Below are 22,184 nucleotides of genomic sequence, written 5' to 3' on the forward strand. Positions count from 1 at the left end.
AAGATTTCTAACAAAAATTTTAAACATGAACAAATTTTTGATGAAATAAAGGTTGACACTTTATGGAGAGGCACGTTTATAATAATCACAAGAACGTAGGAAGATGACAACTCAATATGTTTCACGCGGATGATGGTATTGGGAGAGATTACCGACAGACTGACAGGTAGCGCCGAAGGAGTAAGCCGGATCACGGTGAATCTCTCAGGCAAAAGGACCTTTACCGGACGCACCTCTGGAGAGAATTCTGAATAAGGAATCACCCACGGGGAAACTCACACACGCTTGACACAACACTAACATGACATGTGGGGTAACTCTCAGGTACAAAGGACAGAGCAGAAGGATTACGCAACGAGCGGGCTTTTTGGGCACGGCTTGTTATCCTTCTGTCTGTCCTTTTTTGGTGTTTCCCCGATTGACCATGCCAATTAAAGAGGTGAAGAGATGAGTTCATTACAACGTACACCGCTTTACCCGCTTTATTCCGATTTTCCTTCTACTCGCTGCATCGATTTCGGCGGCTGGGAATTGCCCGTGCAATTTTCCGGCATCGTGCAAGAACATGAAGCCGTACGCAAGCACGCCGGCCTGTTCGACGTCTCCCACATGGGTGAATTTATGATCAGCGGACAAGACGCCGAAGCTTTCATCCAGAACATGACCACGAATGACGTTACCCGAATTACGGTCGGTCAGGCCCAGTATACGCTAATGTGTAATGACAAGGGCGGTACGGTCGATGACCTGCTAGTCTATAAACTGTCGTCGGATCGATTCATGCTGGTTGTGAACGCATCCAACATCGATAAGGATCTTCAGTGGCTTCATGAACACGTCACAGGTGATGTCGCCATCCGGAACGTATCCGCGGAGACGGCACTGATTGCACTCCAAGGACCTGCCGCCGAGAACATCTTGTCGAAGGCAACCTCGGAGATGCTCGGCGATATCCCCTCCTTCCATTTTATTCAGAACGCGCAAGTATGCGGCCATGCCGCCTTGCTCTCACGGACCGGTTATACCGGTGAAGACGGCTTTGAAATTTATTGCTCCGCCGCGGATGCGCCGGATATCTGGAGAGGCCTGTTAACCGCGGGGAAAGACCATGGACTCATTCCGGCCGGACTTGGTGCGCGCGATACGCTCCGCTTCGAGGCAAAACTGCCATTGTACGGACAGGAGCTTTCGAGCACGATCTCACCGCTTGAAGCCAGCCTCGGTTATTTCGTGAAGCTGGACAGCGGCGATTTCATCGGACGGGAAGCGCTTCAACAGCAGAAACAAGACGGTGTGCCGCGTAAGCTGGTTGGCATTGAGCTTATTGATCGCGGTATCCCGCGGTCCCATTACCCTGTATTGAACGGTAATGGTGAACCGATCGGTGAAGTGACCAGCGGTACTCAATCTCCCTCGCTCAAGCGAAATCTCGGATTGGCCTTGATCGAAACCCCTTATGCAAGCTTGGATTCCGAGGTATGGGTCGAGATTCGCGGTAAGAAATTAAAAGCCAAAGTGGTTAAGACACCATTCTATAAAAGAGGAGCTGCCTTATCATGAAGCATCGTTACTTGCCTATGACAGATCAAGATCAGGCCGACATGCTTGCCGCCGTCGGAGCGGAGACCATCGAAGACCTGTTTGCCGATATCCCTAAATCCGTCCGATACAACGGCGTCCTCCCGATGTCGAAACGGCTGGGCGAGCCAGAGCTGCTGAAGCATATGCGCCGCTTGGCGGACCGCAATGCCGATTTCGACCGGTATACCAGCTTTCTCGGAGCCGGATTGTATGACCACCACATACCCGTCGTCCTCAATCATGTGATTTCCCGCTCCGAATTTTACACGGCGTACACGCCCTACCAACCGGAGATCAGCCAAGGCGAGCTGCAAGCGATCTTTGAATTTCAATCTTATATCTGCGAATTGACCGGCATGAAAGTAGCCAATGCCAGCATGTATGACGGTTCAACGGCACTGGCTGAGGCAGCGGCGCTTGCCAGCGGGGCAACCAAACGAAAGAAAATCGTTATTTCCCGAGCCGTTCACCCGGAAGCCCGGGAGATCGTTCTGACTTCGGCTCACGGCCTCGATCTGGAAGTCGTTGAAGTCGGCATCGTTAACGGCGTTACCGACCCGGATGCGCTCGCCGCTGCCGTTACGGATGACACGGCAGCCGTGCTTCTGCAATCGCCGAACTTCTTCGGCTGCATTGAGGACGTGAGATCGATCGAGCCCTTGGTTCATGATCAAAAAGCATTGCTCGTGCTGAGCGTAAACCCGCTGTCGCTCGGGCTGCTCGAATCCCCTGGCGTGCTTGGGGCCGACATCGTTGTCGGCGATGCCCAGCCGCTCGGCATTCCCGCCTCTCTCGGCGGGCCGACCTGCGGATTCTTCGCGGTATCCGAACCGCTGATGCGCCGTATTCCCGGCCGGATCGTGGGCCAAACCGTCGATAAGGACGGAAAGCGCGGCTTTGTGCTGACGCTGCAGGCACGGGAACAACATATTCGCCGGGAAAAAGCAACGTCGAACATCTGCTCGAACCAAGCGCTGCTCGCGCTGTGTGCCTCCGTTTATATGTCTACGCTGGGTAAAGCCGGCATGCAGGAGGCAGCGCTTCTGAATGTGCGCAAATCCCATTACGCTGCCGACCTTGTCGCCAAGGGCTCCCTATCCCTCCCATTCAGCTCTCCGTTCTTCAATGAATTCGTAGTGAAGCTGCCGGAGGGAACGAACGTGAAGGAGGTCAACTCGAAGCTGCTGGAGGCCGGTTATATCGGCGGTTACGATCTTGGCTCTTCGTACCCTGAGCTTCATGGATGCATGCTGATCGCCGTGACCGAACGGCGGACGAAGGAAGAAATCGACCAGTTTATTGGTGAATTGGAGGCGATTGTATGAAACCGGAAAAAGCCTTGATATTTGAACTCAGCAAGCCCGGCCGCGTCGCCTATTCCCTGCCCGAATGCGACGTACCGGAAACCGACGCCGCTTCATTCATACCGGAGAGCCTGCTGCGCAGCAAACCGGCCGAACTGCCGGAGGTTTATGAGGTGGATGTCATCCGTCATTATACCGAGCTGTCGCGACGGAATTTCGGCATCGATAACGGGTTCTATCCGCTCGGCTCATGCACGATGAAATACAACCCGAAAATCAACGAGGATGTTGCCCGTTTTGCCGGTTTTGCCAAGATTCATCCGTACCAGCCTGAGGAAAGCATTCAGGGCGCACTGGAGCTGCTGTATACCCTTCAGAACGACTTGGCCGCATTGACCGGCATGGATCAAGTAACGCTGCAGCCTGCTGCGGGTGCCCATGGCGAATGGACGGGGCTGATGCTGATTCGCGCCTACCATGAGAGCCGCGGCGAGAAACGCACCAAGGTCATCGTACCCGACTCCTCTCACGGCACGAACCCGGCCAGCGCAACAGTAGCCGGTTACGACACGATCACGATCAAATCCAATGAACGGGGCATGGTGGATCTGGATGCCCTCCGCGCCGTCGTTGGTGAGGATACGGCGGCCCTTATGCTGACGAACCCGAGCACGCTTGGCCTGTTCGAGGAGCAGATCGTGGAAATTGCGGAAATCGTGCACGACGCCGGCGGTCTGCTGTACTATGACGGAGCCAATTCCAACGCCATCATGGGAATTACCCGACCAGGCGACATGGGCTTTGACGTGGTCCATCTCAACCTGCACAAAACGATGAGCACACCCCATGGCGGAGGCGGTCCCGGCGCAGGCCCTGTCGGCGTGAAAAGCCTGCTGATCCCGTTCCTGCCGAAACCGATCGTGTCCAAGCGCGAAGACGGCACCTTCTACTGGGATTACGACCGTCCCCAGTCGATCGGCCGCGTGAAGGCGTTCTATGGCAACTTCGGCATTCTGGTTCGTGCCTATGCATATATTCGCACCTATGGACCGGAAGGACTTCGCCGCGTGTCCGAGCTCGCCGTGCTGAATGCCAACTACATGATGCATCGTCTGGCTCCTTATTACGAAGTAGCCTACCCGGGCTTATGCAAGCACGAATTCGTGCTGTCCGGCAGAAAGCTGAAGGAGTACGGTGTGCGAACCCTGGACGTTGCCAAGCGGCTGCTCGATTTCGGCTATCATCCGCCAACCATCTATTTCCCGCTCAACGTGGAGGAATGCATCATGATCGAGCCGACCGAAACGGAGAGCAAAGAAACGCTAGATGGTTTCATTGACACGATGATCCAGATCGCAAAAGAAGCCGAGTCTACGCCGGACGTTGTCATTAACGCCCCTTACACCACGGTTGTGAAGCGCCTGGACGAAACGACGGCCGCGCGCAAACCGGTATTAAACTGCACCTGCGGATAGCGCAGGAGTTGATCCGTTATAATAGCTTAACAGCTATCGACATGCTTTCTGAGAAGCCAGACCGCATACAGCGGCTGTTTTCTTGCAAGCTAAAGATGTAGATGTGGTACGTCTCTGAAATTCATGCTCTCTTATCTCTTAAGAAAGGGTGTCCCTCGCCGTACAAGCGGCTATAGGGACACCCTTTTTAAATTGCATAACATAAATTTCATGCATCCGTGGGATCTCAGATACAGCAGCAGCCCCCACTTGCCCTCATATGATGCTCTGGCACCCTAGGGACTTGGGCTAGGCCTTTGCATCTATCTCAATAAACCTACGGTCATTCCTGGTACTACCCATGCCAACGATTCAGCATCGCTCAATAGCTCACAATTTGGACCATATCAGTTCTCCGCTCACGGCATCTATAAATTCCAAAAGATACTCTGAAACGGTTACTCCTGCTTTTGCTCGTCTCTTGTGCACGGGATCATAGATTAACCGGTAGTGGGCCGTGCCGTCATCACCATCCATATACCACCTGAGCGACACATCCAGCTGTTCCGCATATCGTGCGAGCGCCGAAGCCGCAGAAACCGCGGCCTTAAACCCGCAAGCCTCAAGCTCACGGATTTTCTCATGAGACACACTACGGTACAGAAGCACTTCTCCCGTCATCGTGCTTACGCAAATATTTACACGCTCCAGCCGTACCCGGTATTGATCCATATACAGCGGCAAGTGGAAGAATTCCCGATCTCGCTTCTCTGCTTCGCCCTCATCTCCCTCTTGTTCACTGTCCGTTACCCCGTCTTCCCAATCCCATTTCACTTCCAACCGCAAATACTTGGCGTATGACGGAAAAAATCTCTGCAAGAACAGCTCTGCTCGTTCCCAGCATTGCTCGCGAGTGAGCACCGCCTCTCCGTCGGAGCTTTCCGGTTTATACTGATACGCCTCTAAGCTGCCTGTGGCCTTATCGATATGTATCATGTAAGCTGCCTGAAGATTGCGAAGCGTATTTCCCCACCGCCGTTCAAAATATCGGTCCACCGATAACGGATCGGTCGCCGATTGATCCGCTTCATCCTCGTTCATATCGCTTTTATCAAAGTACAATAATATCAGGTTTTGATCGTCTCCCCTTGGCCGATCCAGAACATACCGCTCCGTATCAATGCCCAGCTGGGCCTCCCAGAATGGAATTAATTCTGAATCTTCATCTGAGCTTGAATGTTCGGTTCCGGTCCTTGATGGGAGAACAGGCTCAACGGTATAGACGTTATCTAAATTACCGGGATCCGCAGGCGTGATTGATACAGTCGGCGGCAGCAAATCATGCTGCAGGTTATGTAAGGGTTCACCCGTAACGGCATCGATTTTACGACGCCCCTGAATCGGTTCATACACCAGCCGATGCTGATCCTCTCCCCCCTCCATGTCATATATAGAGGGATACAATGTGGTTAGGATGGGCTGCATCTCCATATCCTGAAGGATCCTTTGCTTCGCAGCCTCCGCACTAACGAGCCTGTCCGGCCAAACCGGCAGCTCCATTCCCGGGAATTCTTCCGCCTTGTAAAGCACGATATTGAAATCGGCGTCAAGCCGGATCTCACAACCGGAGCTCGGCAGCGGCAATCCGCCGACCTCGGCCCTAAACTCAATCTCAACATAGTTTCGTTTAATCTCTGATCGAATCCAGGTAAGCGCTGCATAATTCGGATGATGCCGGATCATGAACGCTTTAGCTATGTCCGCTGCCTGCTCCGTGGTGCGTCCTGCCTCTATCGCGCTTCCCCGTATCGTGTCATCACGCTCTTGATCGATTTGAAGCCTCATCAGCTGATCGGTCTCCAGGCTTAATGAAACCTCAATTCGGCTGTTCTCGGAATGAGGGTCCTCCCAAATAAACGTTCTCTCTTTTTCATCGAACCCCTTAGGGGTGTTATCCTCCATAACTAGTTCATAATGCTCAGGAATGAGGGTGATCGTTCCTGCAGCTGACCGGAGCGCCTGGATATCCATGGTCATATCCCGCTTCGCCTCCTTCTCCTTCTCCGTCTCTATTAGAAAGCTCTATTTTATGATATAAAGTATATAATTATATACGGCTTACTTCTACCAAGCTGACAATTTACGAAAGATGCGGTGATCGAATGAGTAACCCAACACATGGCCTGGATGTTAACCAGTATCTTCATCGTATAGGATATACGGGCCCGATTGTGAACAGCGCTTATATGCTCGCCAGACTGCAGGAGCAGCATGTGCATACCGTCCCCTATGAAAATCTCGATATCCTTGACCGAATTCCGCTGTCCCTGGATATTCCCCATCTCTACGATAAAATCGTCACCCGCCATCGCGGCGGCTACTGCTTCGAGCTCAATGCGTTGTTTGGCTGGCTGCTGCAGGAACTGGGCTTTAAGGTCACTCATTACTTCGGTCGCTTCTGGCGGGATGAGAACGATACGCCTGCTAAGCGGCGGCACCATATCCTGCAGGTGGATATCGAAGACCAGCGATATATTGCCGACGTCGGAGTGGGAGGCGCCGGACCTCGCCACCCCTTGGAGCTGGTAGATGGCCTGGAACAAACCCAGGGGAACGAAACCTACCGGCTGGTTCAGACCGAGGCTTATGGCTGGATGCTCGAGGAGTGGAAAAAAGATGCCTGGGATCCGGTCTTCTCTTTTACGGAAGAACCTAACTTACCGAAAGATTTCATCACCACCTCCTTCTGGTGCGAGCATGCCCCCGATTCGCCGTTTAATAAAACGGCCCGGGTATCCATACGTACCGCTGAAGGCAGAAACACCGTGGATGACGACGAGTTCAGAATCTACAAGTCCGGCGGCGTCCACACCTTTAAACCGGGAAATCCACAGGAATATGCCGAAGCGCTTCTTACTTATTTCGGTATCCCTATCGATAAATAACAATAAACCGGGCTTCCCCCTAGCAGGGAGCCCGGTTTTTACGATTAATATTCAATTTTTCGCTCCGCAGAGCTCCACGCTTGGAATGGCAGCAAATAATCCGCTGTCCGAACCTGCTTCATGGGGATGGAACGCTGATCCATCGGCATGGCGATTTCATCGTATATGAAATGATCATCAAACCCGATCTCGGCCGCATCCTGCTTCGTGCTTGCATAATAAACGGCATCGGGCCTTGACCAGTAGATAGCCCCCAGGCACATCGGACAGGGTTCGCAGCTGGTATAGATCGTGCAACCTTTCAATTGAAAATCCTCTAAATGCAGGCAGGCTTCCCGTATGGCTTGCACCTCGGCATGAGCGGTAGGGTCGTTCAGCGCAGTAACCAAATTACGGCCCCTGCCGATCACTTGACCATCCTTAACCACAATCGCCCCAAACGGACCTCCTTCCACATGTTGAACGTTTCGATGGGCTTCTGCAATCGCCTGATGCATCCAGTACTCATGATTATGATCGCTCATTATGTACAGCTCCCTTCCCATGTTCATCCCGATCCCGGTGTGCGTAATCAAACCATCCTGATCAACCGGGCGGCTAACTCTCATCATAGCATATCTTCTTACGATCTCCTTCATTTTCCAATCTTTTCGCTAAAATGGATTGACGAACTGTATACAAACGTATACAATCACGAGTAATGGTATACAAACGTATACAATTGATGTTGAAGGAGGTTGGTTACATGCGACAAGAGGAACCAAATACGCCGGGCCAGAGTCGGTCGGAGCATCGCGACCGGGACAGCGACCGGGACAGTCACCGGCACGGCGGACGGCACGGAAGACGGCGCGAGGAAGGGCATGGCCGCAGGGAAGGCGGGAAGATGGCGCAAACGTTCCGCCGGGGACGTGCGCTCTCTTTTCTGGACAACCTGGTTGTGAAACGGGAGACCCTGAAGAAACAGGTCCATGATCCGGACCTGCAAGCCATTCGGGACGTGGTCAGCGGAGAGCTGAAAGCGGTGGACCAGATCATTCAGGAGTACATTCAGGCTTTTGAATTGTATGATACGAGGCAGTCTCAGGACGGCCAACAATAATGGCCCAGGCCATTGATAAACCAATAACCATGACAGAGGTAGGACTTGGAGCGTGATGATTTTTGATTAGAAAGTTTTTTTCATACTATCGGCCCTATAAGGGACTGTTTGTACTGGATTTTACGTGCGCCGTCATTGCGGGACTGCTGGAGCTTGCTTTCCCGCTTGCCGTCAGCAAATTCATCGACGAGCTGCTGCCCAGCCAGGATTGGCCGCTTATCCTGATTGCCTGCATCGTCCTCCTGTCCATCTATGCGCTGAATACCGCGCTTCAGTATATCGTGACGTACTGGGGACATATGCTCGGCATCAACATCGAGACGGACATGCGGGAGAAAATGTTCTCCCACATTCAGAAGTTGTCCTTCCGCTTCTTTGATAACAACAAAACCGGCCACCTGATGGGCCGTATTACGAACGATCTTAACGACGTCGGCGAAGTGGCCCACCATGGCCCGGAAGACGTGTTCATCGCCGTCATGACGCTGCTCGGTTCCTTCTCCTTGATGGCCTACATCAACCTGGAGCTTGCGCTGCTGACCTTTATCATCGTGCCGCTGATGGCATGGCTGATCATTAAGTTCGGCGGCAGAATGACCACGACTTATCGTCAATTGTTCCGAAACGTGGGCAATTTCAATGCCCGCATCGAAGACAATGTCGGCGGCATCCGCGTGGTTCAATCGTTTGCGAACGAAGAGCATGAGAATAAGCTGTTTCAGGAAGAGAACAAGCAGTTCCGCGCCACCAAGCTGCTGGCTTATAAAACGATGGCAAAAAGCACGTCCGTCAGCTATATGCTGATGCGTTTGATCACGGTATTCGTGATGATCTGCGGCGCTTGGTTCTTCATTCAAGGCAAAATCGAGATGGGCGAATTCATGGCTTTCCTGCTGCTCTCCAACATTTTCTTCCGTCCGATCGAGAAGATCAACGCGGTCATTGAGAGTTATCCCAAAGGCATTGCCGGCTTTAAACGCTACCTGGAAATCATGGATACCGAGCCGGAGATCGCCGATGTGCCTGATGCCGTATCCCTTTCATCGGTACGGGGAGATATCCGCTTCGAAGGCGTAACCTTCGGGTACGAGCCTTCCCGAACGATACTGAATAACATTCACCTGACGATACGTGCCGGAGAAACGGTTGCATTCGTCGGGCCGTCCGGTGCCGGAAAGACCACGATCTGCAGCCTACTCCCCCGTTTCTATGACGTGGATCAGGGCTCGATCACGGTGGACGGGATCGACATCCGGAACATCAAATTGCAAAACCTGCGCAAGCATATCGGTATCGTGCAGCAGGATGTGTTCCTGTTCTCCGGCACGATCCGGGACAATATCGCCTACGGCGACTTGAATGCAACCGACCATCAAATCTGGGAAGCCGCACGGCGCGCTTCGCTGGATGAACTGATCCGAAGCCTGCCGGACGGCATGGAGACGGTCATCGGGGAACGCGGGGTTAAGCTGTCCGGCGGCCAGAAGCAGCGTCTGTCCATTGCGAGAATGTTCCTGAAGAATCCGCCGATCTTGATTCTGGATGAAGCCACCTCGGCACTGGACACGGAGACGGAAGCGCAAATCCAAAAGTCCCTGGCTGAGCTGTCCGTCGGCAGAACAACGCTAGTGATCGCTCACCGACTGACCACCATTCAGAGCGCGGACCGAATTATCGTCGTCAATTCGGAAGGCATTGCCGAGCAAGGCACGCATCAGGAATTGATTCACTCCGGCGGTGCGTACAGCAGGCTTCACCAAGTTCACTAATGAAGCCGATGAATGGTTTGGTTGTGGATGAAGATTCGCCTGCAAGAAATGAACATCCCGCATTAATACTGTAAAGGATGACTCCCAGCGAAAGGGAGTCATCCTTTTTTTTGCCGCGCACCTATAAGAAGCATCCTGCTGATTTTGAGCAATCAGAAAAGTGTTGAGAGGATCCTTGCAAATTGTCCATGGATAAGAAAGTTGTCGCAGGGAAACATTAATGGCGTACTACAAAGACCATCGTTACAGGAGGGCTATATGTTTTATATCTACAGTGTCGGTTTGCTCTTCGGCGGACTGTCAATCATCAATTTGGTCTTCTCGTACCAAACCAAGCATATCCAGCATCTGTTCTGGCCTACCCTGCAGTTTCAGTTATGGATGCTTCCGCTCTTTGTCATTGCCAATATGTGCATCGGGTACGGGATCCGCTTTGGTTACAAAGCCACCGATCAGCTGGGGTACACGTTGATCTTCTCCAAATGTCTGGAGATCCTGATATCGTTGGGCGTGGCTTACTTGTTCCTGAAGGAGGTTCCCACCTGGAAAAACTGGGCGGGAATCGGCATTATTGCGCTCGGGATATTTCTGGTGAAGCAGAAATGAGCGCCTCTGGCGCACGGATGCCTGTTTTGCCTAAATTCATTCTTCGCCAACATCCTTCGGACATCGGTACCATGGTTATCGCTGTCTCTTCCCCATCCAGCCTTGTTCGAAGGCATAGCGGGTCAACTGTACCCGATTTTCCAAATGCAGCTTTTGCAGAATGTTCTTCAAATGGTTCTTGACCGTATTTTCGGAAATGCAAAGGTCGCTCGAAATATCGCGGTTGGACAATCCCTCGGCGACGAGTCCCAGAATTTCCTTTTCCCGCGCCGTTAAGGGACTTTTGCTCGGGTCCGGCTTGTCGTATTGCGAAAATTCTTTCAGGATGCGGAACGCGAGTTCCCTGCTCACCGGTGCTTCGTCCACCGCAATGGCTTTCAGGTACTCGTGCCATGATTCGGGATTCAAGTTCTTTAACAAATACCCCTGGGCTCCACGCTTCAGGGCATCGAACAAATGGGCGATGTCGTCGGATACCGTGACCATAACGATCTTAACGTAAGGGAATTTGTCCTTCACCCGCTTGGTCGCTTCCAAGCCGCCCATGCCGGGCATCTGAATATCCATCAGGATGATATCGGGCATCCATATTTCGGTCAGTTCCAGCGCATCCTCACCGCTTTGCCCTTCGGCCACGACCTCAAAGGTCGGATCGCTGCTCAAAATGGTGCGAATTCCTTCTCTTGCCAGATCGCTGTCATCGATGATTAACACGCGAAAAGGTTGATTGTTCATGCCGTGCTCTCCTTCCGGATGTTGATAATCGTCTGGTCGTGCTGCCTTTCCATCTGGAACTTCCAGCCCATGGCCTCGGCCCGATCCTTCATGATTTTGATTCCATATCGGTTGCTGCCGAGCGGCTTGTCCAGATCAAAGCCTTTTCCATCGTCGGTGACAGTGCAATGCCAGCCCGAATCCGTTGTATTCGCGGTAATCTTGACGTGTTTTGCCTCGGCGTGCTTATGGATATTCAATAAGGATTCCCTGATCGAAGCCAGCAGCTCCACCTTTTCTTTGGCTGACAGCATGGCGTCCGGAATTCCCCACTTGATGTCGAAATGCAGGTCCGTCTCCTGCTTGATTTCCTCGATCAGGCTGCTCATGCTGTGCATCCACGGAATGGCTTGCGGATCTGCCGGGTAGCGGAGATTCGCAATAGCCTCTCTTACGTAGGTGTTGGTACGATGAACGCTTTCCTTGATTTCCTGATACGGAATGTCTCCCGTACGGCCTGACTTCTCGATTCGGTCGATCTGTGCGTTCAGCAGGAACAAGGATTGGGCGATTCCGTCATGGAGCTCCCGGCCGATCTTCTCCCGTTCATGCATGGCTGCTTGCAATGCCCTCGATCGGTTCAACTCCTCTTGATTCCGTTCAATCAACGAAAATAACTGGGTAAGAAACAGTATGGAAACCAAAAAAACGATGACAGGTGCCAGCAGATTGCCAAGATCCATCGATATATAAGGCAGCAGGAACTCATGGCGAACATATTCCCATATGCCAATCGTCAAGGTTGGAATGATGAGTATCAACCATTTCATTTGTTTATAAGACATACCCTGCCTCCTATTTCAATATAAAAAGTAATGTAATGAACCCGCCTTTCTTCCTACCATGTTACCATTGGTTATCCCTTCATTGTAACCAAAATCGTTCATGAGCGGAATGACTCAATAGAGCTACGAATAATCGCCGGATTCTCTCGTGCTGTAATAACCTATTTACAATTCAAGTGCTAATCGCTTATAAAGAGTAAAAGATATCCATTCATTCCATTTCCGATGAAGGGGGCTGCAGTTGGATGACGCAAAAAATTGCAGTGATCATTGTACACGGATTGGGAACACAAAAGAAAAGTTATGCGGATAAATTCATGAAAAACTTGAGAGACACCTTTTCCCGGACCTCGGGCATCCCGCATGAGCAGTTGGCCATGGAGGCCGTGCATTGGGCCGATGTTTTTGCGGCACGTGAGGATGAATTAATCGGCAGCAGCATTAAACCTTACCGTTTACGTTATCAGCACCTCCGGCAGTACGTAATCAACAATCTGGCGGATGCCGTGGCTTATCAGCCCGTGGAATCCGAAGATCAGAACTACGAGGCCATTCATCGGACGATCAGCGAGGCACTGCACCGCCTTGCCCTGTCAGCCGGCCCCCATGCTCCGTTATGCGTGATCTCCCATAGCTTGGGGTCCGTGATCGCCAGCAATTTTTTCTACGATCTGCAATTTTCCTCCCGCGGGCATCGTCTGGTCGTTAATCCCGAAGCACCGCTGGAGCGCGGAGAACTTCTGACCTTGTTCTATACGCTCGGAACCACTTTGCCGCTGTGGAGCATGCGTTATCGTGACTTTGACAAGCCGATCGTGGTTCCTTCAGCTCAGCTGAAGCTCTATTATGAACATCTACTGGGTGAATGGGTCAATTTCTATGATAAGGACGATATCCTTGCTTACCCCCTCAAAAGCATTAACGAAGAGTATGACCGCACGGTACGCCAAGACATATCCGTTAACGTGGGTAACTGGCTGACAAGCTGGAATCCGTTGTCGCACAGCGGATATTTCTACAGCAAACCGATTCTCGAATATATCGCTTCGCAATTGGAAGCGACCTGGCGAAGCATAAATCAGGTTAAATAAGCAATGCCGCAAAGACATAGGATCTTTGCGGCATTGCTTCATTATGATGATCCGATCGTAGAATGAACATAAGCACCTGTTCGAATGTTGATCGAAGATTGCAGCATGTTTTTCACTTTTTCAGCAAAAAAAGGTGCTGCTATATCAGATAATGGTTAGATTCATCACCCATTGCTCTCCGATCGGCCCCATTCTTCTTCTGCCTGTATCTTTGAAACCAACACTTGCATACAGCTGCTGAGCCGGAACATTCTTATGATTCACGACCAACACCACCTCATTGCAGGAAGGAAATTCTCTCCCAATAAATGCTGGCAGCGCAAGCATTCCTCGTTTGGCGTAACCTTTACGCTGCTGTCGATGATCAATGGATAAAGCGGTCAGCAGCATCGCATGAGAATGACTTGTATACTCCTTGACGCGCTCCGTAGCGTGCAGGATAAAGAAACCTACAGGATGACCATCAGCTAAAATGACGATGGGGAACTGACCTTCCCCTAGGTTTATAACTTCTTTCGGATGAGAGGTGAATTGGACTTGGTCCTCCGGTAGCTCGAATTCTTTCAAGACGGGCAGATGTTCTGCCGTGCGGACAACAAGCTGAATTTGTTCTGCGATTGGCATAGGCCCTCACTCCTCTGTCTAAGGTGGCGTTGATTTAATCAAGTCTTCTTCGGGTTGAACATTTGTTCCCGCCCCATTATCCTGTTTCTTCGCCGTACCATAGCTGTCGGAAGCTTTCGCTGGAAGCCAGCAGTTGCTCCGCCGTGCCCTCGGCCTCAATCTCACCGCCGTTCAACACGATGATATGGTCAGCATGGTTAAGCGCGGCTTTCCGATGCGATACCACAAGACAAGTCGCACCTCCGCGCTCGCTGAACAGCCTCTCCCATAACTTGCGCTCCGTCTCAACATCCAATGCGCTGGATAAATCGTCGAATACGTAGAGTTCCGCATCCCGTACCAACATTCTTGCCGCGGCTGTCCGCTGTGCTTGACCGCCGGACAGCTTGACTCCGCGCGGACCCACCATCGTCTCCAGCCCATTTTGCAGATGTTTGATATCTTCTTCCATTACGGCCGCATGAAGCGCGCGTTCCAGACTGCCCGGCTGCTCGGATATACCCAACAGAATGTTGTTTCGCAGTTTGTCGCTGTACAGCCTTGGGATCTGTGCAGTATAAGCACTTTGCGGCGGTATGAAGAAATCAGCCGGCTCCGTTACCCTTTCGCCGTTCCATCGGATTTCACCCTTTTCGGCTGGCAGCAAGCCCAGCAATGTGCGAACCAGCGTCGTTTTTCCGCTGCCTATCATCCCGGTTACGACCGTAAAGGTACCGCGCGCGAGTCTCAGATTGATATTCGAAATGCCCCGTCCGGTTTCGGGATACTGGTACGACAACCCTTGCGCTTCCAGCAGCGAGAGCGGAGGTGCCTCGATATATGCCGTTTCCATCCCGTCTTCGATCGGAGCGCCGGCAGCGTGATTGGATGCCCCATGCGCTTGCCCATATCCTGCGGCATGATGACCGGATTTCTCTTCATGGGTTCGCTTGCTCTTAACCTTGCCGATACCAATGTAATGGGCTGCGGTAAGCAGAGAAGCCGGTGCTCCTTGCAGCATGGATTTGATGCGCTGAAAGCTGACGCCCATCTGCTTGTAATACGTCATGAAATTGCCGACGTTCGATATAAGCTGGGTAACAAATGTTAAATAATATACAAAGAGGGACAAATCCCCGACGGTAAAATCGCCGTTTCGCATCTTCAGGCTTGCGAGCACGAGGATCAGCCCGGTACCGAGGTTAACGGAGTTCGTGAATACGGAGGACAAGGTTTCCGTCAGAAGTTTATCCTTCACCATGGATTGGCGCCGTTTCTCGCTCAGACTTACGAACCGCCCCACCACGCGTTTCTCCGCCCCTGCGACCTGGATGGCCTGCACGTTGGCAAACATTTCGCTAATCGCCCCGGTTACCTTGGCGGTCGATTCCCGGCTTGCCGCCCTGTATTTCTGGATGCGCGCGGTTGCGATCTGGGCTGCGGTCACCACCAGAATCAAAGGAACGAACACGAGAATCGTTAGCTGCAGATCGATGGATATGAGAATCCAGCTGGCGACAATGACGAAACCGACAAGCCCTAATGTATCTACTGACCAGCTCGTCGCTTCTTCAGCCTGATCCACGTCATCCCGGAAATTGCTGATGGCTTCTCCGGGCGAGCAAGGGATTGCTCGCGCGCCGGGCTCCTTCATGACATGCGACAGCATATTGCGGCGGAGCAAGGTGCTGATGCGGAAGCGGAAATGCACGTCTGTCATAAAGCCGCCGAAGATCAGCGCAATCCGTGCCAAGGCAGCGCCGATAAACAGCACCGCAATCGCCCAAACGCCGTAAGGAAAAGAATAAGTGCCTTCCAAATGGTCGAAGAAGGCCTTGGTTAACAGTCCGGGAACCAGCGGTGCCATATGGATAAGGGACCACGCGAACAGGTTGATGAGGTACAGCCCCGGGCGGTACATAATCAACCGCCAGAAAAAATGCCTAGTTTTCATGCCAGCACCTCCTCCATTCCAACGGCAAGCATGCGGCTGAACCGCGATTGCGGATCTAAGGCCAGCTCTTCCCTGCGGCCGCTTTCGAGCATTCTTCCGTTCTCCAGTATGAGAATCCGGTCGGCGCGCTGAACCGTAGCCAGACGATGGGCAATTATAATGCAGGTCTTCTCCTGCAGCAGACGCGAAATGGCTGCTTCGATCCGGTATTCCGTTAACGGATCAAGCCGGGAGGAAGCCTCATCAAGAATGACAAGACCCGGATCCGTCAAAAATACGCGTGCAAACGCCAGCAGCTGGGCCTCGCCCGCAGACAGGCTTCCGCCTCCAGAAGCCAGATTGGTATCCAGCCCTTCGGGAAGCGAGCCATACCAATCCCCTAGTCCAAGCTCTTCTAACACGGATATAATGCGGGTATCGGCTATGCCTTCGTCAAACAAGGTCAGATTATCACGGACGGTTCCCTCAAGAATCTCAATATTCTGCGTGACCATGGCGACCTTCCGCCTTAGTTCATGGAGCTTGCAGTCCCGAATATCGGTTCCCGCCAGCTCGATGCTTCCCTCCTGTGGATCATAGAAGCGTAGCAGCAGGCGGGCGATCGTCGTTTTGCCGCTGCCTGTACGGCCGAGCAGCCCAAGAGTCTGGCCCGGCTCAAGGCGCAGCTGCAGATTTTCAAGCGTAGCCTGCCCGCCCTCTTCGTAAGCGAAGTTAAGGTTCCGGAATTCCACCGACAATGGGCCTGTCGGAAGCGGCGCGCCAGGGCCGTCTTTGATCCGGGGCTCGGTTGCAAGAAGATCGCGGACCCGCATCAAGCTGGCATCCGCTTTTTGCAAATCCTCCAATTGGGTACGAATCTTTTCAATAGGCTTGGCCAGCAGCTCCGTATAATAAAACACGAGATAGATGGAGCCGATCGTCAAGCCGCCCTGTCCGTTCTTCCACAGTATGGCGCACACGATAAAAGCCGCTGCATTGCCAAGCGCAAACACCAATATCGTGGTGCTCCACATCAAGAAAAATCCGATGAACGCACGAACGCGAACCGGCAGCATCCGCCTGGCCATCTCATAAAATCGATTCATGACATATCCGGCCGCCCCGTTGGCACGCGTATCTTCGGTTCCTTCGAGGTGTTCGCCGATGAATCCGTAGAAATCCGCATTCAGCTCGCGCCACCGCTTCCAGACCGGTATCGCAAATCGCCGGATATGTTGAATGACGTAAATGCTGCCGACCACAAACACCGTCATGACAAGGCCGATCCAGAAGTTCTCCCGATACAGCAAAGCAAGGATCCCGATCATGAGGATCAGATTGCCGAACAGATGGATAATGAAACTGGAGAAGAAATTGGCGAGCGCATTCACATCGCCATCCACCCGTTCAATTAGAGATCCGGAGGTTTGGGTTTTGTGAAAGCTCATATCCAGCGACAGGCAGTGCTCCGCCAACTCGGCACGAAGCTTGTTGGTGGTCGTCCAGCCCAGGTTCTCGCTATAATAAGCAGCCGCTATGGAAACGCCTTGTTGAAGCAATGAAAAGAGAATAAAAAATCCTGCCGCATAATAAAGGGAGGTCAGGCTTCCCTCTCCTTGAGCCGTATCGATGAAATACCGGATGATCTGCGGATTGATCAATTGGAGTCCAATGGAAAATAACAGCAGCACCGTCAGGGCTGCCAGAAGCTTCTTATGCGGGAATACGTACCTGACGAGCATCTCCCGATACATCCCAATCCCCGTGGTCCTTCGCTTGCTGTTTAACGTGTGATCGCTTTGCATTTCGTTTATAATCCCTCCGCTTCGGTTAACCCTATTGATAATAATAAGCTCCATGGTAAGATATGACAAGAACGTGGGTTCCCGTTTTTAAAATAAATTACTAGGAATCGTTATGGGACGCACCAGCACCAAGAAAAACCTGAGCCCTAGCTTCTGGATCACGCCAAGAAGACCAGCCCCTCGGCATGGGAGCTGGTCTTCTAACAGATTACGTATAGGTATCAAGATTTCTTATGTCTCTGCAACTATTTTCAAGAATTGATTGATCATTTCAGGGGTTATTTCCTGCTTCTCAGGCATGGTTGTTACGGCTGCGTTCTTGTCGACAGTTTGAATGGCTACGTTGGATCTGACTCCATTCGAAGCGATACCGGTTCGGGCTTGACCATCATGAACGTTATCATGGTTGGCTAACATCATCATCAAAAAAGCACTTCCCAATCCGATCGACCACATACTCATTTTGTTTTTCTTGTTCATTTGCGTTGCTCCTTCCATCACTTGTAGTGACATACTTAGTATAAACTCCGAACCTTAGTGAGAGATGAAAGCAATCTAAAATCCAGTTAAGCAAGTGACGATAGGATCAATTTCAAGATAGTCCGTCTTTAAGCTGGATGCATAACATTGTTTTTTCATAGACTCGAACGAATCGTTCGTCTAACAAGAATAATAAAGTGATGCCGATAACGTTTATTTCCAAACCTGATCAAGCTTATCAGAATAAAAAGCAATGGCTCGCTGATAGCTCCTGGTCCCCTCGTCATTACTGGTTTCGCTTATTTCTCTAAGCAGCAGTTCCATCGCCTTGTCATACTGTCGCAAATTGTACAAGGTCATCGCGTAGAACACCCTGAACTCCCGCGCCCCGGGGTATTCCCGCAGTCCCTGCTCGAATATATCCTTGGATTTGCCGTACATCCCCAATGTACGATATGTGCTTCCAAGTCCAAGCAAGGCGCCGCACCGTTCGGGATCCTTCAGCCCTAAAGAGATCGCCTTCTCGTAATAAGGAACCGCTTCGCTCTCAAGGCCCATCATATCATGCACCCAGGCCAGCTGATAATGGATATCCGGATCATCCGGGGATTGGGGCAGCAGCTCAAGGAGAATTGTTTTCGCTTCCTCCGGTTTGCCTTCGGCGCGAAGTTCAATGGCTTGTTGTATCGTTGTCATGGGGCACATCCCTCTGGAGTTTTATCCGCGTTTTCTACCTTATCTTACCAGACGCCATCCGCACTGGTCAAAATGCAACACCCGCCTCATCTTTTAAATAACCTAAAGATGAGGCGGGTGTCACAAGCTGCTAATGTTTATGCTTTGTTCTCAAGGTTCAAAGCTGGCTTTTCCTCAGCCGCCATATGGGCTTTGCCCGGCCAGAACGCCCACTTGCCCAACAGCGTCGTGATCGCGGGTACCAGGAAAGGTCTCACGATGAACGTATCCAGCATAACCCCGATGGCCGTGATGATCCCAAACTGTACCAACACTTGAATCGGAAGCGTGGCAAGTACGGCAAAGGTTCCTGCCAGGATCAATCCGGCTGAGGTGATCACCGAGCTGGTCTCTCCAACGCCTTCTTTGATCGCTTGCTTCAGCGGCATTTGCTTCCGCTTTTGCCATATGCTCGAGATCATGAAGATGTTGTAATCCTCGCCTAACGCAACCAGGAACACGAACGAATACAACGGAATCGCTCCCTGAATGGCTTCGGCTCCCAGGCCGTAATGAATGATGATCCAGCCAAGCCCGAGGGCCGAGAAGTAAGACAAAATGACGGTTGCAATCAGATAAACGGTAGCTACAACGGATCTCAAATACACCAATAAGAGCAGCGTAATCAAACCGATAACGACGGGGATGATCAATTTGGCATCATGCTCGCCAGCGATCTCGGTGTCGTACTGGGTAGCGGTTTGACCGGAGATCCACACGGCTTCGGCCGGATTGCCGACACCTGCCTTCTCCAGTGAAGCCTCCGCGATCTCCCGAAGATCCGGAATGTGCTGCATTGCTTCCATGGAGTAAGGATTCATGGACAGCTCGATTTCATAACCGATGATATCGTTATTCTCGGCCCCATTCTGCGGATCGGATACGCGATCCACGTAATCCAGCATTTTCAGCCGCTCCTCGAGATCCAAAGCTTGCCCCCCGCTGTCCACCATCACGCGAACCGGCGCAAGCTCTCCTTCCGAGAACTGCTCGCCGATGACGGCGAATCCTTCACGCGAAGGTACATCCTCAGGGAAAGAGGATAAGAGATCGTAAGTGAACTTGATTTGGGACGAGAACGTTGCGAGTCCACCCAGTAATACCAATGCTGCCAAAACGACGGTCCAAGGCTTCGTTGTCACCAAGCGGCCGATCCGGCTCTCCTTCTCCTTGTGAGGGGCAGGAACCGGCTTTCCTTTTTTCCGGGCGCGTTCCGCTTGCATCTCCGGGGTTCTCGGAATGAAAGGATAGAACGAACCTCTGCCGAAAATAGCCAACAATGCGGGCACCAATGTCAGACTGGCTATAAACATGATGAGAATCGACAAACTGAAAGGCACGGCAAAACGTTGATATGCCCCGTACTGAGCCAGCAGCAGCGCGAACAGAGACAATACAACCGTGAAGCCGCTCATCGCAATAGCGCCTGATGAGCTGGTAATCGCCTGAAACAAGGCCTTGCGTTTATCGGGCTCGTGCCATAACAGCTGGCGGAATCTCGAGATCAGGAACAAGCAATAATCCGTTCCGGCTCCAAAGAGCAGCACGGTCATAATGGCGATGGACTGGGAATCCACCGTGATCCAGCCTTGATCCGCCATGAACCCGAGAATCGGGCTTGTTACCAAATACGCAAAGCCGACCGCAACCAAAGGAATGAGGGCCAGAATCGGCGAACGGTAAATCAACAGCAGCAATATCAGAACAAGAAGCACGGTTGCAATCATGAGCGATACGTCGGCATCCTCAAACAATCCGGTTGCATCAATAGATATTCCCACCGGTCCCGTTACGCGAGCGCTGATTCCATCTCCGCTCTGGACGGCAGCCTGAAACGGATTGCTGCCCAGCAATTGTTCCGACCGCTTCTCCAGCTCGGCCGTTCCTTCCTTAAGCTGGTCCGTCTCCTGATCTTCTTCAAAAAATACAGGCATAACCAGCGTACTCCGATCTACTGATAACTGGGCGCTTAAGGCTTGCGGAGGCAGCTGATGGAAAGGAACAACGAACGTCTGATACGGGAGCGGATCGGACTCAAGGCTTGCCGTCAATTCCTGCAGCTTGGTCAGATCCTCTTCGTTTAATCCGTTTTCTTTATGCCATACGACGAGAGCCGGCACGCCGCCATTGCTCGGAAATTCCTTGTCGGCCATCGCTTCCGCTACGACGGACGGAACATCCTCCTTCAGATTGGCGGCATTGTTATCCTCTTTATCTCCAACAGCCGGCCATAGCAAATTCAACGCCAGCGCGATGAGTATCCATACACAGAGCGTGACCCATTTGCTTCGCTTTCCCGCCACCCATTTTCCGTAATTCGGTCCTGATCCGTGCATATGCAGATCCTCTCCATTCCTACGTAGTCTTTATACTTCATCATGATTCTTCCTTCGTAAACCTTGATATTTCAACTTTGCAAATTAATTATATATACCGGTAGGTTAATTTTCAATATTTATTTTGAAAATGCGCCCCTCATGTCTTACACTATACACAGGAGGTCATCATGACAAAAATACGTAACCCCCGAAATCCCGGACGTCCCAAAGCAGCTGCCGATCAGATTCCCATCCAGGAAACGATCCTCTGGACCGCCTCCAAGATGTTCATGGAGAATGGCTACGAGTCCGTATCGTTGCAGCAGATCGCGAAGGTTTGCCAAGTGACCAAGGCTTCCATCTATTATCATTTCACAAGTAAACCCGAGCTGTTTAAAATAGCGGTAACCACGATTCTAGATAAAGCTTATGCTTCTACACATCGCTTTTTGCAGGAAGCCGATACCCTAGAGTCTGGATTGATCCGGGTAGCCGAAGCGAAGATTGCCAAGCCTCATGCGGAAATGGAGACCATGATGCGGGAAGCGGAGCCTTTCTTGTCTAAGGAGCAAATGGCCGCTATCCGTGAGGCGGAACAGCGGATTCATGAAGTCCTTGCCGAACAGATTCATCAAGCCATGCAATCCGGCGAACTTCGGGAAGGGAACGCCTTGCTGATGGCACAGGCTTTCTCGGCCATGCTGATGCTGGGCAATCGTGAAGATACCCGAAGCGGTTATGCCAGCGCCCGTGATATGGCAGTGGACATCGTTGATTTATTCCTGCATGGAGCTGTAAGGCCTGCCAATGAAAATATCGATGTGTAATTCCAAGCTCAGTATGACCGGGCAAATTTCTTGGCGAGAAGAGTTTCAACGATTACAACCAAAAAGAACGGA

At 51.8% G+C, this 22,184-nt stretch carries 19 protein-coding genes and 1 riboswitch; of the genes, 9 read left to right on the forward strand and 10 right to left on the reverse strand.

Features of this window, described 5'->3' with window-relative positions; genetic code table 11:
- Window positions 1-129: 129 nt before the first annotated feature.
- A riboswitch (glycine riboswitch) is annotated at window positions 130-230 on the forward strand.
- A gap of 217 nt (window positions 231-447) precedes the next feature.
- The 3 genes from gcvT to gcvPB are packed head-to-tail and all read left to right on the forward strand — an operon-like array spanning window position 448 to window position 4,360.
- A complete protein-coding gene (gcvT, locus tag GYMC10_RS18035) occupies window positions 448-1,560 on the forward strand; it encodes a glycine cleavage system aminomethyltransferase GcvT (RefSeq protein ID WP_015735855.1) in 1,113 nt (370 codons plus the stop codon).
- Window positions 1,557-2,906 (forward strand): aminomethyl-transferring glycine dehydrogenase subunit GcvPA, encoded by a 1,350-nt coding sequence (gene gcvPA, locus GYMC10_RS18040; protein WP_015735856.1) that lies wholly within the window; start codon window positions 1,557-1,559, stop codon window positions 2,904-2,906. Before gcvT ends, gcvPA begins: the two co-directional genes overlap by 4 nt.
- A complete protein-coding gene (gene gcvPB / locus GYMC10_RS18045) occupies window positions 2,903-4,360 on the forward strand; it encodes an aminomethyl-transferring glycine dehydrogenase subunit GcvPB (RefSeq protein WP_015735857.1) in 1,458 nt (485 codons plus the stop codon). Before gcvPA ends, gcvPB begins: the two co-directional genes overlap by 4 nt.
- 369 nt (window positions 4,361-4,729) lie before the next feature.
- Here gcvPB and GYMC10_RS18050 read toward each other — a convergent pair whose 3' ends face one another.
- A complete protein-coding gene (locus GYMC10_RS18050) occupies window positions 4,730-6,376 on the reverse strand; it encodes a DUF4901 domain-containing protein (RefSeq protein ID WP_015735858.1) in 1,647 nt (548 codons plus the stop codon).
- Between the two features lie 125 nt (window positions 6,377-6,501).
- Between GYMC10_RS18050 and GYMC10_RS18055 the strand changes: the two genes are divergently transcribed.
- Window positions 6,502-7,284 carry an arylamine N-acetyltransferase family protein gene (locus GYMC10_RS18055; protein ID WP_015735859.1) on the forward strand — a complete coding sequence of 261 codons (783 nt, stop codon included), beginning with the start codon at window positions 6,502-6,504 and terminating at the stop codon, window positions 7,282-7,284.
- Between the two features lie 44 nt (window positions 7,285-7,328).
- Here the strand turns inward: GYMC10_RS18055 and GYMC10_RS18060 are convergent, their stop codons facing one another.
- Entirely contained in the window at window positions 7,329-7,808 is a 480-nt protein-coding gene (locus GYMC10_RS18060; protein WP_015735860.1) for a nucleoside deaminase, read from the reverse strand.
- Between the two features lie 221 nt (window positions 7,809-8,029).
- Between GYMC10_RS18060 and GYMC10_RS18065 the strand changes: the two genes are divergently transcribed.
- From GYMC10_RS18065 to GYMC10_RS18075, 3 genes are all read left to right on the forward strand, one after another.
- The gene (locus GYMC10_RS18065; RefSeq protein ID WP_015735861.1) at window positions 8,030-8,386 is read left to right on the forward strand and encodes a hypothetical protein; all 357 of its coding nucleotides are present in this window, start codon (window positions 8,030-8,032) and stop codon (window positions 8,384-8,386) included.
- Between the two features lie 62 nt (window positions 8,387-8,448).
- Window positions 8,449-10,155, forward strand: a complete 1,707-nt coding sequence (locus tag GYMC10_RS18070) for an ABC transporter ATP-binding protein (RefSeq protein ID WP_015735862.1) — start codon at window positions 8,449-8,451, stop codon at window positions 10,153-10,155.
- A gap of 258 nt (window positions 10,156-10,413) precedes the next feature.
- Window positions 10,414-10,761: a hypothetical protein gene (locus tag GYMC10_RS18075; RefSeq protein WP_015735863.1), complete on the forward strand. Its 348-nt coding sequence runs from the start codon at window positions 10,414-10,416 to the stop codon at window positions 10,759-10,761.
- 75 nt (window positions 10,762-10,836) lie between these two features.
- Here GYMC10_RS18075 and GYMC10_RS18080 read toward each other — a convergent pair whose 3' ends face one another.
- Together GYMC10_RS18080 and GYMC10_RS18085 are read right to left on the reverse strand one after the other, a co-directional pair.
- Window positions 10,837-11,496 (reverse strand): response regulator, encoded by a 660-nt coding sequence (locus GYMC10_RS18080; RefSeq protein ID WP_009593355.1) that lies wholly within the window; start codon window positions 11,494-11,496, stop codon window positions 10,837-10,839.
- Entirely contained in the window at window positions 11,493-12,320 is an 828-nt protein-coding gene (locus GYMC10_RS18085; protein WP_015735864.1) for a sensor histidine kinase, read from the reverse strand. Before GYMC10_RS18085 ends, GYMC10_RS18080 begins: the two co-directional genes overlap by 4 nt.
- 245 nt (window positions 12,321-12,565) lie before the next feature.
- On the opposite strand from GYMC10_RS18085, the gene GYMC10_RS18090 reads away from it, so the two are divergent.
- Window positions 12,566-13,411 (forward strand): hypothetical protein, encoded by an 846-nt coding sequence (locus tag GYMC10_RS18090; RefSeq protein ID WP_015735865.1) that lies wholly within the window; start codon window positions 12,566-12,568, stop codon window positions 13,409-13,411.
- A gap of 144 nt (window positions 13,412-13,555) precedes the next feature.
- Here the strand turns inward: GYMC10_RS18090 and GYMC10_RS18095 are convergent, their stop codons facing one another.
- From GYMC10_RS18095 to GYMC10_RS18120, 6 genes are all read right to left on the reverse strand, one after another.
- Window positions 13,556-14,035, reverse strand: a complete 480-nt coding sequence (locus tag GYMC10_RS18095; RefSeq protein WP_015735866.1) for a GNAT family N-acetyltransferase — start codon at window positions 14,033-14,035, stop codon at window positions 13,556-13,558.
- Between the two features lie 76 nt (window positions 14,036-14,111).
- Complete coding sequence (locus GYMC10_RS18100) at window positions 14,112-15,968, reverse strand: ABC transporter ATP-binding protein (RefSeq protein WP_015735867.1); 1,857 nt, start codon at window positions 15,966-15,968, stop codon at window positions 14,112-14,114.
- A complete protein-coding gene (locus GYMC10_RS18105) occupies window positions 15,965-17,752 on the reverse strand; it encodes an ABC transporter ATP-binding protein (protein ID WP_015735868.1) in 1,788 nt (595 codons plus the stop codon). The genes GYMC10_RS18100 and GYMC10_RS18105 overlap by 4 nt, the downstream gene beginning before the upstream one ends.
- A 231-nt stretch (window positions 17,753-17,983) precedes the next feature.
- Window positions 17,984-18,232 carry a hypothetical protein gene (locus GYMC10_RS18110; RefSeq protein ID WP_015735869.1) on the reverse strand — a complete coding sequence of 83 codons (249 nt, stop codon included), beginning with the start codon at window positions 18,230-18,232 and terminating at the stop codon, window positions 17,984-17,986.
- Window positions 18,233-18,445: 213 nt separating this feature from the next.
- A complete protein-coding gene (locus GYMC10_RS18115) occupies window positions 18,446-18,928 on the reverse strand; it encodes a tetratricopeptide repeat protein (protein ID WP_015735870.1) in 483 nt (160 codons plus the stop codon).
- A 137-nt stretch (window positions 18,929-19,065) separates the two neighbouring features.
- The gene (locus GYMC10_RS18120; protein ID WP_015735871.1) at window positions 19,066-21,303 is read right to left on the reverse strand and encodes an MMPL family transporter; all 2,238 of its coding nucleotides are present in this window, start codon (window positions 21,301-21,303) and stop codon (window positions 19,066-19,068) included.
- A 170-nt stretch (window positions 21,304-21,473) separates the two neighbouring features.
- On the opposite strand from GYMC10_RS18120, the gene GYMC10_RS18125 reads away from it, so the two are divergent.
- On the forward strand, window positions 21,474-22,112 hold the full coding sequence (locus tag GYMC10_RS18125) for a TetR/AcrR family transcriptional regulator (RefSeq protein WP_015735872.1): 639 nt from the start codon (window positions 21,474-21,476) through the stop codon (window positions 22,110-22,112).
- The last annotated feature ends 72 nt before the right edge of the window (window positions 22,113-22,184 follow it).

Source organism: Paenibacillus sp. Y412MC10, assembly GCF_000024685.1.
GTDB classification, from domain to species: Bacteria; Bacillota; Bacilli; order Paenibacillales; family Paenibacillaceae; genus Paenibacillus_AQ; species Paenibacillus_AQ lautus_A.

What these genes read in the sequence shown, in the direction of transcription:
- GYMC10_RS18115 (WP_015735870.1), bottom strand. Translation starts at nt 18,928, where the DNA reads ATGACAACGATACAACAAGCCATTGAACTTCGCGCCGAAGGCAAACCG.
- GYMC10_RS18065 (WP_015735861.1), top strand. Translation starts at nt 8,030, where the DNA reads ATGCGACAAGAGGAACCAAATACGCCGGGCCAGAGTCGGTCGGAGCAT.
- GYMC10_RS18055 (WP_015735859.1), top strand. Translation starts at nt 6,502, where the DNA reads ATGAGTAACCCAACACATGGCCTGGATGTTAACCAGTATCTTCATCGT.
- GYMC10_RS18060 (WP_015735860.1), bottom strand. Translation starts at nt 7,808, where the DNA reads ATGAGCGATCATAATCATGAGTACTGGATGCATCAGGCGATTGCAGAA.
- GYMC10_RS18125 (WP_015735872.1), top strand. Translation starts at nt 21,474, where the DNA reads ATGACAAAAATACGTAACCCCCGAAATCCCGGACGTCCCAAAGCAGCT.
- GYMC10_RS18075 (WP_015735863.1), top strand. Translation starts at nt 10,414, where the DNA reads ATGTTTTATATCTACAGTGTCGGTTTGCTCTTCGGCGGACTGTCAATC.
- GYMC10_RS18080 (WP_009593355.1), bottom strand. Translation starts at nt 11,496, where the DNA reads ATGAACAATCAACCTTTTCGCGTGTTAATCATCGATGACAGCGATCTG.
- gcvPB (WP_015735857.1), top strand. Translation starts at nt 2,903, where the DNA reads ATGAAACCGGAAAAAGCCTTGATATTTGAACTCAGCAAGCCCGGCCGC.
- GYMC10_RS18105 (WP_015735868.1), bottom strand. Translation starts at nt 17,752, where the DNA reads ATGCAAAGCGATCACACGTTAAACAGCAAGCGAAGGACCACGGGGATT.
- GYMC10_RS18095 (WP_015735866.1), bottom strand. Translation starts at nt 14,035, where the DNA reads ATGCCAATCGCAGAACAAATTCAGCTTGTTGTCCGCACGGCAGAACAT.
- GYMC10_RS18110 (WP_015735869.1), bottom strand. Translation starts at nt 18,232, where the DNA reads ATGAACAAGAAAAACAAAATGAGTATGTGGTCGATCGGATTGGGAAGT.
- gcvPA (WP_015735856.1), top strand. Translation starts at nt 1,557, where the DNA reads ATGAAGCATCGTTACTTGCCTATGACAGATCAAGATCAGGCCGACATG.
- GYMC10_RS18085 (WP_015735864.1), bottom strand. Translation starts at nt 12,320, where the DNA reads ATGTCTTATAAACAAATGAAATGGTTGATACTCATCATTCCAACCTTG.
- GYMC10_RS18090 (WP_015735865.1), top strand. Translation starts at nt 12,566, where the DNA reads ATGACGCAAAAAATTGCAGTGATCATTGTACACGGATTGGGAACACAA.
- GYMC10_RS18120 (WP_015735871.1), bottom strand. Translation starts at nt 21,303, where the DNA reads ATGCACGGATCAGGACCGAATTACGGAAAATGGGTGGCGGGAAAGCGA.
- GYMC10_RS18100 (WP_015735867.1), bottom strand. Translation starts at nt 15,968, where the DNA reads ATGAAAACTAGGCATTTTTTCTGGCGGTTGATTATGTACCGCCCGGGG.
- gcvT (WP_015735855.1), top strand. Translation starts at nt 448, where the DNA reads ATGAGTTCATTACAACGTACACCGCTTTACCCGCTTTATTCCGATTTT.
- GYMC10_RS18050 (WP_015735858.1), bottom strand. Translation starts at nt 6,376, where the DNA reads ATGACCATGGATATCCAGGCGCTCCGGTCAGCTGCAGGAACGATCACC.